This is a genomic window from Micropruina glycogenica (genome assembly GCF_900289045.1).
GTDB lineage: Bacteria > Actinomycetota > Actinomycetes > Propionibacteriales > Propionibacteriaceae > Micropruina > Micropruina glycogenica.
Genome location: NZ_LT985188.1, coordinates 2019839 through 2033549, shown reverse-complemented (window position 1 = coordinate 2033549; position 13711 = coordinate 2019839). Strand labels below are relative to the sequence as shown.

The window sequence follows — 13711 nt, the reverse complement described above, 5'->3', positions numbered from 1 at the left end:
ATGGCTCACGTCGTGCTGGCCGGAGGGGGAACCGCCGGCCACACTTCGCCGTTGATCGCGACCGCCGAGCGCATCGCAGAGCTCGACCCGTCCGGAACGTTGGTGGCGGTGGGTACGGCGCGCGGTCTCGAAACCACCGTGGTGCCGGCGGCGGGGCTGCGGCTGGAGCTGATTCCGCCCGTGCCGCTACCCCGTAAGCCGACCCTTGAACTGCTCGCCGTGCCTTCGCGGCTGATCGGTGCGGTACGCGCGGCGCGCCGCATTCTCAAGGCCGAACGGGCTGATGTGGCGGTCGGTTTCGGCGGGTACGTGTCGCTGCCGGTCTATCTCGCCGCGCGCACGATGGGCGTGCCGGTGGTGATTCACGAACAGAACGCGCTCCCCGGACTGGCCAACAAGGTGGCGGCCCGGTTCGCCAAGGTGGTGGGGGTGTCGTTTGCCGACACGCCACTGGCCAAGGCTCGCTATCTCGGCCTGCCGGTGCGGCGCGGCATCGCCGAACTCGACGTCGAGGCTCGCCGGGCTGCGGCCCGCGAAGGCTTCGGGCTCGACCCCAACCGGCCGACCCTGCTGGTTTCGGGCGGCTCGCAGGGCGCGCAGAGCATCAACCAGGCCACCCAGGGTGCGCGAGGACGTCTACTGGCCGCCGGCATTCAGGTGCTGCACGTGCTGGGTCCCAAGAACATCACCGAGGCCGACGAGGCGGTCACCGACCCCGCCACCGGCGCGCGCTACGTGCCGGTGGGCTACGTGGACGCCATGGAGGACGCCTACGCGGCCGCCGATCTGATGATCGGACGGGCCGGTGCCGGCACGGTGATGGAGACCGCGACCGTCGGCCTGCCGGTGATCTTCGTGCCGTTGCCGCACGGCAACGGCGAACAGGCGCGCAACGCGGGCTTTCTGGTCGCCGGCGGGGCGGGACTGCTGGTCGACAACGCCGACTTCACCGCCGACCGCATGGCCACCGAGGTGCTGGACCTGTTCGCCGACCCGGCCCGGCTGCCCGCCATGCGGGCCGCCACCCGAGACCTGGTGCCCGCCGACGCCGCCGGCGCTCTGGCCGAGCTGGTGCTGGCCGCGGCGACGAAGGGGGCCTGATATGCCCCTGGTCGAACCCGTGCCGCTGGTCGGCGTCCACGAGCTTGGGCCGGTGCACTTCATCGCCATCGGCGGGGCCGGCATGAGCGGCATCGCCGCCGCCTACGCCGACGCCGGGGTGCCGGTGTCGGGTAGCGACCAGGCCGATTCGGCCGCCCTTCGCCAACTGCGTGAGCGCGGCATCGAGGTGCACGTCGGGCACGACGCCGCCAACCTGGGCGAGGCGGCCACCGTGGTGGTGTCGTCCGCGATTCGCGAGGGCAATGTCGAACTGGCCGAAGCCAGGCGTCGCGGGCTGCGGGTGTGGCATCGCAGCGCGGCGCTCGGGGCGCTGATGCTGGGCCATCGCGGGGTGGCGATCACCGGCACGCACGGCAAGACCACCACCACCGGCATGACCGCACAACTGCTGGCCGAACTCGACACCGACCCCTCCTACGTGATCGGGTCGCCGCTGGCCGCCACCGGCCGCAGCTCGCACATCGGCACCGGTGAGGCCTTCGTGGTCGAGGCCGACGAGTCCGACGGCTCGTTTCTGCAGTACCCCGCCGAGGTGGTGGCGGTCACCAACATCGAAGCCGACCACCTCGACAACTGGGGCACCGCCGAGCACTACTTCGACGGGTTCGCGCTCCTCTGCCGGCAACCGCTGGTGCGCACCGTCGTGCTGTCGGCCGACGACCAGAGCGCCGAGGCGCTACGGCCACTGGTCGAGGGCGACGGACGGCGGGTGATCACCGTCGGCGAGTCGGCGCGGGCCGACGTGCGGCTGACCGATCTGGTGGTCGATCAGCCGGCTGCCCGGGCGACCCTCGTGGCGCACGACGACGCCGGCCCGTTGCAGCTGTCGGTGCCCGGCCGCTACAACCTGCACAATGCCGCGGTCGGCTATGCGATCGGCCGGGCCCTCGGCCTGCCGGGGCACGCGCTGCGGGCGGCCGCCGAGGCGTTTCGCGGCACGCACCGCCGGTTCAGTTTCGTGGGCGAGATCAACGGAGCGCGAATCTACGACGACTACGCCCATCACCCCACCGAGGTGCGCGCCCTGCTCACCGCGGCCCGTCCGATCGCCGGCCAGGGCCGGCTGGTGGCGCTGTTTCAGCCGCACCTGTTCACCCGCACCCGCGACTTCGCGGGCGCGTTCGGCGCGGCGTTGGCGCTGGCCGATGAGGTGGTCGTGCTCGACGTGTACCCGGCCCGCGAAGACCCGATCGCCGGCGTGACGGGCGAACTCGTGGCCGACGCGGCACGCTCCGCCGGCGCTCGGGTGACCTACGTGGCCGACAAGCGGCACGCGCCCGGCGTACTGGCACGCGTGCTGCGACCGGGCGACCTCGCCCTCACCATCGGCGCCGGCGACGTCACCGCTGTGGGCCCGGCCACGATGGCGCAGGTGATGAAATGAGCACCATGACCAGAATCAGCGACGCCACCGGGCGCATCGACCTGCGCCGGCGCCGCGACCGCCGCCGCCGATGGCTGTGGCTGGGGGTGGCCGCCGGCGTGCTGGCCGTGCTGGGGGGCCTGACCTGGCTGCTGCTGTTCTCGACCGTGCTGGGTGTGCGCACCATCGAGGTGAGCGGTGCCACGATCACCAACGCCGACGACGTGCGGCGACTAGCCGACGTGTCGCCGGGCACCCCGTTGGCCCGGGTCGATCTCGATGCCGTGGCCACCCGCGTGGCCGGGCTGCCGGCCGTCGACACCGTCACCGTGAGTCGGGTGTGGCCGGGCACGATCGGTATTCGCATCGTCGAACGCACCCCGCTGTTCGCCATCGAAACCCCCGGCGGGTACTGGATCGCCGACCACGAGGGGGTCATCTTCAACTCTGCCGCCGACGCACCCAAGGGCCTGATGATCGCCCAGATCACCGGTAACGACCCGCGCCTGGTGCGTGATCTGGGTACCGTGCTGAGCGCGTTGCCGGCTGAGGTGCACACACGGGTGCGGCAGGTGAGCGCCGAGACCGCCGACAGCATCACCCTGCAACTGGACGGCGGTGTGAGGGTCGTCTGGGGCAGTGCCGACCAGTCGGCGCTGAAGGCGCAGGTGATCGTGCCGCTGCTGCAGCAGAAGGGCACCGTCTACGACGTTTCGGCGCCGTCCAATCCCACCGTGAAGTGATTTTCAAGCAACCCTGAAGTTGTGGTTGAGGGACGCGCCGAAGACGGGCCCCCCGTTGGACGCGGACGAGCCCCTCTGCGTAGCCTTTGAGCCGACGTCTTACAGGTGCCTTCCCAGGGTCTACACCGCGACTTGAGACTTAGTTTTCGGCAACCGCGCAATCGGTATTGAGGTAGGAATCTCCGTGGGCAGTGCATCCCAGAACTACTTGGCGGTCATCAAGGTCGTGGGGGTCGGGGGCGGTGGCGTCAACGCCGTCAACCGCATGATCGAATCGGGCCTGCGCGGCGTGGAGTTCATCGCCGTCAACACCGACGCCCAGGCGCTCCTGATGAGCGACGCCGACGTCAAGCTCGACATCGGTCGCGACCTGACCCGTGGCCTCGGCGCCGGCGCCGACCCCGACAAGGGGCGGCAGGCGGCCGAAGACCATTCCGACGAGATCGAAGAGGTGCTCAAGGGCGCCGACATGGTGTTCGTCACCGCCGGTGAGGGCGGCGGCACCGGCACCGGTGGCGCCCCCGTCGTGGCGCGCATCGCCCGCTCCCTGGGTGCCCTGACCATCGGTGTGGTCACCCGGCCGTTCAGTTTCGAGGGCAAGCGCCGCGCCACCCAGGCCGACAACGGCATCGTCAGCCTTCGCGAAGAGGTCGACACCCTGATCGTGATCCCCAACGACAAGTTGTTGGAGATGACCGACCACCAGGTGGCGATCCTGGACGCCTTCAAGCAGGCCGACCAGGTGCTCATGCAGGGCGTCTCGGGCATCACCGACCTGATCACCACACCCGGCCTGATCAACCTGGACTTCGCCGACGTCAAGGCCGTGATGAGCAACGCCGGCTCGGCCCTGATGGGCATCGGTTCGGCCCGCGGTGAAGACCGGGCCCGCGCCGCCGCCGAGATGGCCGTCAGCTCGCCGCTGCTGGAGGCCAGCATCGACGGCGCCCACGGGGTGCTGCTGTCGATCGCCGGTGGCTCCGACCTGGGCCTGTTCGAGGTGTCGGCCGCGGCCAACCTCATCGAGAGCGCCGCGCACGAAGACGCCAACATCATCTTCGGCACCGTGATCGACGACGCCCTGGGCGACGAGGTGCGGGTCACCGTGATCGCGGCCGGCTTCGACGGCGGGCAGCCGCCGCGCCGCCAGCCGGGCATCACCCGGGCGCCCGACCTGCGGCAGAGCCGCCCGGCCACGCAGGCCCCGGCGACGCCGGCGCCCCAGCCCACGTTCGCCCGTCCCGAGCCCACCCCGGCTCCCGAGCCGGTGACCAGGCCGCAGGAGCAGCCCCAAGAGCGTCCGGCGGCGCCGTACCAGCCGCGTCCGGCCGCTCCCGACGACGATCTCGACGTGCCGGAGTTTCTGAAGTAGTCATGTACCGGTTCTTCCGTGACCCCGGCGCCGACGGCGTCGGGGTCGCTTTTTCTGACGCCACCGCCGCAGACGGCTCGCTGCTCAGCCTGGGCGGCGCGCACGGCGCGGGCGGACGTGCCGCCGGCCTGGGTGTGATCGAGGCCGACCTGGGTCTGCCTCTGGCCGTGGTGCGGCAGGTGCACGGCGTCACGGTGGCCGACGCCGACGAACTGAGCGTGGCCGAACTGGCCGGCACCGAAGCCGACGCGCTGGTGGCCACCCGGCCCCGCGTGGCGCTGGCGGTGCGGGTGGCCGACTGTGTGCCGGTGCTGTTCGCTGATGCGGCCGCCGGTGTGATCGGCGCCGCGCACGCGGGCCGGGTGGGGCTGGCGGCGGGGGTGCTGCAGGCCACCGTTGCGGCGCTGCGTGCCAGGGGGGCGCGGCAGCTGACCGCCTGGATCGGCCCGCACGTGTGCGGCGCCTGCTACGAGGTGCCGAAAGAGCTGGCCGACCAGGTCGCGCAGCAGGTGCCCGGCAGCCGCTCGACCACCTCATGGGGCACGCCCGCCCTCGACCTCGGCGCCGGCGCGGCCCGGGTGCTCGCCCACCTGGGCGTCGAGACGGTCGACGTGGCTGCGTGCACCCTCGAAAGTGCCGACCTGCACTCGTATCGCCGTGACGCGGCGGCGTCGGGACGGCAGGCCGGCATCATCTGGCTCGCCGGTGCGTGTCGCACGAAGAATGCCGGCTGAGCGCTGCCACCATGGGTACGTTGCAGTGGCTACCGCAATTGATGAGGGGTTTGAAATGGCTGACGCACTGAAGAAGGCCGCCGTGTGGCTGGGGTTGGTGTCCGACAACAACTACGCCGGCTCTGAGTACGGTGCCGACGACGTCACCCAGCAGGTGCCGCGCGACGACGACCGGCAGCAGCAGGCCCACGCCCCGCAGGCGTCGTCCCAGGCAGCCCCGGCCGCCCCCGTACCCGCGGCGGCCACCGTCACCGAACTCGAATCGCGTCGTCCGGTCGCGCCCGCTCCGCGCACCGCCGACATCAGCCGCATCATCACCGTGCACCCGCGCACCTACAACGAGGCGCGCACCATCGGTGAGAACTTTCGCGACGGCGTGCCGGTGATCATGAACCTCGGCGACATGGAAGACGTCGACGCCAAGCGGCTGGTCGATTTCGCCGCCGGGCTGATCTTCGGGCTGCATGGCAGTATTGAACGCATCACCAGCAAGGTGTTCCTACTCTCGCCGCAGAACGTGAACGTGACGGCGGAAGACAAGGAGCGCATTGCCGGAGGGTTCTACAACCAGAGCTGAGCAGGCGGCGTGACCTGCGGCTCGACACCTGAAGGAAGTGCCCGTGCAGTTGGTCGGATTGATCCTGTGGTACGTGCTGTGGGCGTACCTGGCCGTTCTCATGGTGCGGGCTGTGCTGTCGTTCATTCCGCTGTTCGTGCGCGACTGGCAGCCGCGTGGGGTGATGCTGGTGATCGCCGAGTTCGTCTACACGCTCACTGATCCGCCGCTCCGCTTCATGGGCAGGATCATCCCGCCCCTGCGCATCGGTTCGACCAGTTTCGATCTGGGCTTTCTGGTGCTGTTTCTCGGCCTGTCGTTCGCGCAGCGAATGATCCCCTACATCTTCGCCTGACAGGCCGATTCTGCTTCGTCGCAGGCTTTGGCATGGCGCTACCGAACCGGCTAGCCTGACGAAGGCCCAATCGAGCAAAGACTCTTCCGTGAGGTGAAGCATGACCCTGTCCCTGGAGCAGGTCCGTCAAACCCGATTCCACTTGGCCCGGCGCAACGGGTACGAGCCGATGGACGTCGACAACTTCGTCGACAAGGTCGAGGTGACGCTGCAGCAGTTGGGCGAGGAGAACGAGACCCTCAAGCAGCAGCTCGACGCGCTGACCGCCGGTGGCGAGGGCGACGCCGCCGCACCCGGCGACGACCGCTCGGCCGACGTGCTGCGGCGCCAGTTGAACGAGTCGCACGCCGAGGTCGAGCGGCTGCGCGGCGAGCTCGAGGGTCGCGGCACCGAACTGGCCGGGGTGCAGGGCGAGTTGGACGCGGCCCGCGCGTCGCTGGCCGAGGGCGATCAGAGCGGCGCGCTCAGCGCGCTGCAGGCCGAGCTCGACCAGGCCAAGAAAGACCGCGACCAGGCCACCACCGACCTGGCGGAGCGCGACCAGCGCATCGCCGAACTCGAGAGCCAACTGGCGAGCGCACAGGCCGATCTCGAAGCCGCCCGCGGCGCTGCCGACGAGCGCACCGGCAAGGTCGAGAACATCGTGGTGACCGCCGCCCCCGACGCGGCCCCCGCCGTCACCAAGCTGCTGCAGATGGCCACCGAGCAGGCCGAGCGGCTGGTCAGCGAAGCCGCCGACGAGGCGCAACGCATCACCGCCGACGCCACCGCCAAGGCCGACTCGACGGTCGAGCAGGCCGCGGGCCAGGCCCACGAGACGCTCAGCGGCGCCAAGTCACGGGCCGAAGAGATCGAAACCCAGTCGAAGGCGGCCGCCGACTCGCTCGCCGTCGAACTGCGGGCGAAGGCCGAGGCCCTGCAAAGTGAGATCGACCAGCGCCGCGCCGAGCTGTTCAGCTCGCTCGAGGGCGAGCGCGACGAGTTGCGCGGCAAGGTCGACCACCTGCGGTCGTTCGAGGCGCGCTACCGCGACAGCCTGACCACCCAGCTCAAGGCGCACCTCGATTCGCTCGCGGGCAACGCCCAGCCCGACGACGTTCCCGAGGTGCTGAACCAGCCGGCCGGCCAATCGGCAACCCCGCGCCTGGACGCGCTGCTGAACGATCAGAACTGATCGCGCGTCACGCCTTCGGTCGCGTCGCGGCGGGTGGTACTCTCTGCGCTCGGACACGACTGAAGGAGTCCCCCGATGCCTACGGCTCGCCACGCGAACCGGGTCGCCGACCCGACCGCGTCCATTCCGGTCGCCGAGGGTGAAGAACCCTGGACGGCCGAAGAACTCGACGAGATCCGCGACGAACTGACCGGTGAGGTGGCCCGGCTCGAACGCGCGATCTCGGTGGCCGAGGCGGGCCTGAAAGACCTGTTCTCAGACGGCAGCGAGGGCGCCGGCCGCGACCCCGCCGACGTCGGTTCGTCGAACTTCGAGCGCGACCAGGAGATGTCGCTGGCGCAGAACGCCCGCGAGATGCTGGAGCAGGCGCAGCTCGCGCTGCGGTTGTTCGAATCGGGGGAGTACGGAACATGCGAATCGTGCGGCCAGCCGATCGGCAAAGACCGGTTGCAGGTGTTTCCCCGAGCCACCCTGTGCGTTCCGTGCAAGCAGCGGGAGGAACGGCGATAGCCACCCCGAACCGACGCTACGCATTCTGGGCGGTGCTGCTGGGCGCCCTCGGCTTCGTCGCCGACTTCCTGGCCAAACGGTGGGCGCTGGCCAACCTCGACCCCGCCTCGCCCGTGCAGGTCATCCCGGGTCAGCTCTACCTGCACCTGATTCGCAACCCCGGCGCGGCCTTCAGCATGGGCGAGGGTGCCACCGTGCTGCTCACGTGCCTGGCCATCGCCGCCATGATCTTTCTGCTGGTCTGGATGGTGCCGCGGGTGCGGCACCCCGGGTGGGCGGCCGCGACGGGCCTGCTGCTCGCCGGCGTGTCGGGCAACCTGTTCGACCGGCTGTTCCGTGAGCCGGGCCCGTTTCACGGCCACGTGATCGACTTTCTGCAGGTGCCCTGGTTCGCCGTGTTCAACGTGGCCGACATCTGGATCACCTTCGCTGCCGTCACCGTGATCTGGCTGACCATGATCACGCAGGTGAACCTGGCCGGCGAGCGGGTCGACCGGCCCGAGAAGGCCGACTCGAAGCCGTCCGGCGACGACACCGGAACGCCCGCGTCGTGAGCGTCCACCTGGTGCCCGACGGGCTGGCCGGCGAACGGGTGGACAGCGCGGTGGCCCGCATGACCGGGTTGTCGCGCAGCCGGGTCGACGAGCTGATCGCCCAGGGCCTCGTGCAACTCGACGGACGGGCGGTGCGCAAGTCCGTGCGGGTCGCCGGCGGTGAACTGCTCGAGGTGACGCTGCCTGCGCAGCCATCCGGGGTTCCGGTGGTGCCGCAGATGGTCGCCGGGCTGCGCATCATGCACGACGACGCCGACATCGTCGTGGTCGACAAGCCGGCGGGGGTGGCGGCCCACCCGTCGCTGGGGTGGACGGGGCCGTCGGTCACCGAACATCTCGCAGCCGCCGGCTTTCGCATCTCGACCTCGGGTGCGCCCGAACGGCAGGGCGTGGTGCAGCGGCTCGATGTGGGCACGTCGGGGCTGATGGTGGTGGCCAAGAGCGAGCGGGCCTACACGCTGCTCAAGCGCGCCTTTCGCGACCGCACGGTCGACAAGGTGTACCACGCGCTCGTGCAGGGCTTCCCCGACCCGCACACCGGCACCATCGACGCGCCCATCGGCCGGCACCCGGGGCACGACTGGAAGATGGCGATCGTCGACGGCGGTCGGCACAGTGTCACCCACTACGACACCTTGGAGGCGTTCAGGGGCGCCACCCTGCTCGAGGTTCATCTCGAAACCGGGCGCACCCACCAGATCAGGGTGCATATGGCCGCCATCGGCCACCCCTGCGTGGGCGACCCGCTGTACGGGGGCGACCCGGTGCTGACGGCCCGGCTCGGGCTGGAGCGCCAATGGCTGCACGCGGTCGAACTCGGTTTCGACCACCCCGGCTCGGGCGAACCCGTCCGCTTCACCTCGCCCTACCCCGACGACCTGGCCCACGCCCTGGGCGTGGTGGCGCGCGACTGATCGTGCACCGTGGTGAAACACTCTCGTCACGTGCTATCGCTAAGCTGACGACCGTGCGTAGAGCGAAGATCGTAGCAACACTGGGTCCGTCCACCGACAGCCTTGAGCGGGTGATCGGCCTGATCGAGGCCGGCGTGAACGTGGCTCGGCTCAACATGTCGCACGGCGACCACAAAGAGCACATACGCCGGCTCAAGCTGGTGCGTGACGCGTCGCACGAGGTGGGCCGCCCGGTGGGCGTGTTCGCCGACCTGCAGGGCCCCAAGATCAGGCTGACGAGGTTCGAGAACGACTTCGCCATTCTGGTGCCGGGCGAGCAGTTCGTGATCACCACCGACGACGTGCTGGGCACCGCCGAGCGGGCGGGCACCACGCTGAAGACGCTCACCCAGGACGTGCAGCCCGGCGACGACATTCTGATCGACGACGGCAAGCTGCGGCTTCGGGCGGTCGAGGTGACCGACACCGAGGTGATCACCGAGGTCGTGGTCGGTGGCCGGGTGTCGAACAACAAGGGCATCAACCTGCCCGGCGTCGCGGTGTCGGTGCCGGCCCTGTCCGAAAAGGACGAGCACGACCTGCGCTGGGCGCTGCGGCACGGCGTCGACATGGTGGCGCTGTCGTTCGTGCGCAGCGCGTCCGACTATGACCGCGTGCGCGAGATCATGGACTCAGAAGACCGGCACGTGCCGGTGATCGCCAAGATCGAGAAGCCGCAGGCCGTGGCCAACCTGCAAGAGATCATCGACACCTTCGACGCGATCATGGTGGCCCGCGGTGACCTGGGCGTCGAACTACCCCCCGAGCAGGTGCCGTCGGTGCAGAAGCGCATCATCGAGAGCGCCCGCAAATGGGCCAAGCCGGTGATCGTGGCCACCCAGATGCTCGAGTCGATGATCAGCGCCCCGCAGCCCACCCGGGCCGAGACCTCTGATGTGGCCAACGCGATTCTGGACGGCGCCGACGCCGTGATGCTGTCGGGCGAGACCGCGATGGGCGAGTACCCGATCGAAGCGGTCGCGGTGATGAGCCGCATCATCAACTACACCGAAGAACAGGGACTGCATCAGATTCGCGCCATCGACTGGGACCCGCACACCCACTCGGGCGTCATCTCGATCGCCGCCATCGACATCGCCACCCGCATCGGTGCCAAGTACCTGGCCGCGTTCACCATTTCGGGCGACACCCCGCACCGGCTGGCCCGGTTGCGCAGCGAGATTCCGATCATGGCGTTCACGCCCAAGCCGCGCACGGCACAGGAACTGACGTTGTGCTGGGGCGTGCAGTCGTGGGTGACGCCCGAGTTCACCACCACCGAGGCCATGGTCGAGTCGGTGCAGGACGCGCTGCTCGAAACCGGCTGGGTGAAGCCGGGCGACTTAATCGTGATCGTGGCCGGCAACCCGGCCCGGTTCGGCGGTCAGACCAACTCGGTGCGCATCTACGAGTTGCACGGCTGACCAGCGCAGACGACGACAAGGGTGGCGGCGATGCCGTCACCCTCGTCGGTTCTGGGGTGGGTGGTCGCTGAGCCGGGAACGCGTGTTTCCTGACTGGTGCGAGAAACCGCCCCCGATCGGTCAGTCGCCGAGCTGCAACTTGGCCAGGTGGTGCGCCACGTCCTTGGTGGCCGGGTAGAGCTCGAGGTAGCGCCCGAACAGGTCGTCGTACAGGCCCTTGTTGTCGTCGTCGGGCGTGACGTGCGCGGACACCTTCATCCAGCTGGTGTCGGCGTCGGCCGCGCCGACGTTCTGCGCCGAGATCAGCGCGTCGCCGTAGCTGGCGCCGATGGCGAGCTTCGGCAGCACCTGATCGATGCCGCAGACGTCCGACATGATCTGGGTCCACAAACCGCCCTTGGTGCCGCCACCGACCGCCACGTAGCGCTTGCCCTCGCCGCCGGCCTCTTTGATCGACTCCAGCAGGTGCCTGGTGCCGAACGCCGTCGCCTCGAGCAGTGCCCGGTACAACTCGCCGCGGGTGGTGCTCAGCGTCAGGCCGGCGATCACGCCCCGGGCCATCGGGTCACTGATCGGGGTGCGTTCACCGGCGAAGTAGGGCAGCGCGAGCAGGCCGTTCGAGCCCGGTACCACGTCGCTGGCCTCTTCGGTGAGCACCGCGTACTCGACCCCGCCGGTGATGTCGCGCAGCCACGTGGTCAGCGCGCCAGAGGCCGACAGGCCGCCGGCGAGGGCGAACGTGTCCTTGTAGGTGCCGGTCAGTGCCCACAGGTTCGGGTGCGCCATGAAGTGGTCGGCGATCAGGTCGGCGACGATCGTGGAGCCGTACATCAGCATCACGTCGCCGGGATCCTTCACGCCCACGCTCAACGCCTCGCAGAACGCGTCGGTGCTGCCGACGCCGACCGGAATGCCCTCAGGCAGGCCGCTCAGCGCCGCACCCTGGGCGGTGACGTGGCCGGCGATGTCGTTGGAGTACTTCAGTTCGGGCAGCGGCAGGCCCGGCGCGACCATCTCGCACCATTCCGGGATCCAGTCCTGGGTCTTCGGCGAATACATCGGGTCGAACATCGAGGCCGACAGGTGGTCGAGCACGTACTCGCCGGTGAGCTTGAACGTCACGTAGGTCTGCGACATGAAGACGTACTTCGCCTTCTCCCACACCCAGGGCTCGTTGCGCACCGTCCACAGAAACTTGGGGCCCTGCGACTGTGAGGTGAGCACGTTGCCGCACTTCTCCACCAGAGCGTCGACACCGATCTTGTCGGTGAGTTCCTCGACCTCCTTGTAGGCGCGGGTGTCCACGCCGTAGAGAATGGCGGGCCGAAGCGGCTTACCCTCGGCGTCGCAGAACAGGCTGCACGGGCCGATGCCGGAGGTGGTGATGCCGACGACGGGGCCGTCCGCCTTGCTCAGCAGATCATGGGTGATGGCCAGGAAGTCGGCCCACCACACCTCGTCCGCATCGTGCTCGACGTGGCCGGGCTTGGGCATGGAGGTTCTGTGGGCCTTCTCGGCGGTCGCGATCACCTTGCCGTTCAGTCGGGCCAGCACACCCTTCGAACTGCCGGTGCCGAAGTCGATTCCGATGACCAGACGTTTGTCTTTCGCCATGCTTGGTTCCTTTCTGGGAGCGTCGGTGCTCGGCGGAAGGACGGCCACGCTGCCTGCACTCCCGCAACAGCAAGGTATTCCAAACAGACGCCGGATGGGAGGGGATGAGTGTGAGAAGTGAGATTTTGTGTGTGGTTTGCCCCACTTTCGGTGAGAGGTCGTGCACCCGGAGGCGTGGACGAGGCCCGCTCAGTCGGGAACCACCGCCACCTTGATGCCCTCGCCCGACGCGACGAACTCGATGGCTTCGGCGGCCCGCGAGAGCCCGAAGGTGTGGGTGACCAGCGACATCGTGTCGATGGCGCCGCTCTCGATCAGCCGGACGGCCCGAACGAAGTTCTCGCGCCCCGAGTTGGAGGCACCCACCACGGTGATCTCTTTGTAGTGGATCAGGTTGGCGGCGATGGTCGACCAGCCCTCACCGGCCAGACCGGCGAAGATGCTCACCCGGCCGCGCTTGCGCACCAGACCCAGGCAGTCGTTGACCAGTTCGGGCACCCCGATGCACAGCACCGCCACGTCGGCACCCTCGCCGGCCGACAGGCCGTTGACCACGGCCGACAGGTCGTCGTTGGTCGGGTCGACGGTCACGGTGGCACCCAACGCCTCGGCGCTGGCCCGACGGGTCGCGGACGGGTCCGACACCACGACCGCCGCCGCACCCGCGATGCGGGCCAGTTGCAGGTGAATCAGCCCGATCGGCCCTGCTCCGACGATCACCACCACGTCGCCCACCTCGACCCGGTAGTTGTCCATGCCGTTCAGGCAGCACGAGATCGGCTCGGCGAGCGCCAGTTGGGCCGGTTCGAGGTGCGCCGACGCCTTCACCAGTTGCCCGCGTTCGATCGCCGCGCGCGGGATCAGCCAGTAGTCGGCCAGGCCGCCGTTGATGTCGTAGCCCACCAGGTGCACGTCGTCGCACAGGTGCTCGGTGCCGCGGCGGCAGGGCCCGCACACCCCACAGCACACCGAGGGCGGCATGCTCACCAGGTCACCCACCGCGAAACCCGTGACGCCCTCGCCGACGGCCTCGACGTAACCGGCCACCTCGTGCCCCAACACCACACCCACTTCGACACCCTTCGACTTCTCGCCGCGCAGAATGCGAAGGTCGGTGCCGCAGACGGTGTTGGCGCCGACCCGGGTGAGCGCCTCGCCCGGCCCGGGTGTCGGCGTGGCCAGTTCGGTGAGTTCGGCCGGCCGACCAGGGCCGCGATAGGTGAAACCGCGCATGATC

The 13711-nt window shown here is 69.4% G+C and carries 14 protein-coding genes; 12 read left to right on the top strand and 2 right to left on the bottom strand.

What is annotated here, in order from left to right:
* The 12 genes from murG to pyk all read left to right on the top strand — a co-directional run bounded on the left by murG (position 1) and on the right by pyk (position 10860).
* Positions 1–1101 carry an undecaprenyldiphospho-muramoylpentapeptide beta-N-acetylglucosaminyltransferase gene (murG, locus tag MPLG2_RS09570; protein ID WP_105185921.1) on the top strand — a complete coding sequence of 367 codons (1101 nt, stop codon included), beginning with the start codon at positions 1–3 and terminating at the stop codon, positions 1099–1101.
* A gap of 1 nt (position 1102) precedes the next feature.
* Entirely contained in the window at positions 1103–2506 is a 1404-nt protein-coding gene (gene murC / locus MPLG2_RS09565; protein WP_105185920.1) for a UDP-N-acetylmuramate--L-alanine ligase, read from the top strand.
* Positions 2503–3228, top strand: a complete 726-nt coding sequence (locus tag MPLG2_RS09560; protein ID WP_105185919.1) for a cell division protein FtsQ/DivIB — start codon at positions 2503–2505, stop codon at positions 3226–3228. Before murC ends, MPLG2_RS09560 begins: the two co-directional genes overlap by 4 nt.
* Positions 3229–3412: 184 nt before the next feature.
* Positions 3413–4600 (top strand): cell division protein FtsZ, encoded by a 1188-nt coding sequence (ftsZ, locus tag MPLG2_RS09555; RefSeq protein WP_105185918.1) that lies wholly within the window; start codon positions 3413–3415, stop codon positions 4598–4600.
* A gap of 2 nt (positions 4601–4602) precedes the next feature.
* On the top strand, positions 4603–5334 hold the full coding sequence (locus MPLG2_RS09550; RefSeq protein ID WP_105185917.1) for a polyphenol oxidase family protein: 732 nt from the start codon (positions 4603–4605) through the stop codon (positions 5332–5334).
* Between the two features lie 55 nt (positions 5335–5389).
* Complete coding sequence (locus tag MPLG2_RS09545) at positions 5390–5911, top strand: cell division protein SepF (protein WP_105185916.1); 522 nt, start codon at positions 5390–5392, stop codon at positions 5909–5911.
* A 43-nt stretch (positions 5912–5954) separates the two neighbouring features.
* A complete protein-coding gene (locus tag MPLG2_RS09540) occupies positions 5955–6245 on the top strand; it encodes a YggT family protein (protein WP_105187593.1) in 291 nt (96 codons plus the stop codon).
* A gap of 100 nt (positions 6246–6345) precedes the next feature.
* On the top strand, positions 6346–7419 hold the full coding sequence (locus MPLG2_RS09535; RefSeq protein WP_105185915.1) for a DivIVA domain-containing protein: 1074 nt from the start codon (positions 6346–6348) through the stop codon (positions 7417–7419).
* Positions 7420–7494: 75 nt separating this feature from the next.
* Positions 7495–7929 carry a TraR/DksA family transcriptional regulator gene (locus MPLG2_RS09530; protein ID WP_105185914.1) on the top strand — a complete coding sequence of 145 codons (435 nt, stop codon included), beginning with the start codon at positions 7495–7497 and terminating at the stop codon, positions 7927–7929.
* Complete coding sequence (gene lspA / locus MPLG2_RS09525) at positions 7902–8483, top strand: signal peptidase II (protein WP_231935615.1); 582 nt, start codon at positions 7902–7904, stop codon at positions 8481–8483. Before MPLG2_RS09530 ends, lspA begins: the two co-directional genes overlap by 28 nt.
* Positions 8480–9397 carry an RluA family pseudouridine synthase gene (locus MPLG2_RS09520; protein ID WP_105185912.1) on the top strand — a complete coding sequence of 306 codons (918 nt, stop codon included), beginning with the start codon at positions 8480–8482 and terminating at the stop codon, positions 9395–9397. Before lspA ends, MPLG2_RS09520 begins: the two co-directional genes overlap by 4 nt.
* Positions 9398–9450: 53 nt before the next feature.
* Positions 9451–10860 carry a pyruvate kinase gene (pyk, locus tag MPLG2_RS09515; protein WP_105185911.1) on the top strand — a complete coding sequence of 470 codons (1410 nt, stop codon included), beginning with the start codon at positions 9451–9453 and terminating at the stop codon, positions 10858–10860.
* Between the two features lie 120 nt (positions 10861–10980).
* Here the strand turns inward: pyk and MPLG2_RS09510 are convergent, their stop codons facing one another.
* Together MPLG2_RS09510 and MPLG2_RS09505 are read right to left on the bottom strand one after the other, a co-directional pair.
* Entirely contained in the window at positions 10981–12474 is a 1494-nt protein-coding gene (locus MPLG2_RS09510) for an FGGY-family carbohydrate kinase (protein ID WP_105185910.1), read from the bottom strand.
* 189 nt (positions 12475–12663) lie between these two features.
* Positions 12664–13707 carry a zinc-binding dehydrogenase gene (locus MPLG2_RS09505; protein WP_105187592.1) on the bottom strand — a complete coding sequence of 348 codons (1044 nt, stop codon included), beginning with the start codon at positions 13705–13707 and terminating at the stop codon, positions 12664–12666.
* Positions 13708–13711 lie beyond the last annotated feature (4 nt).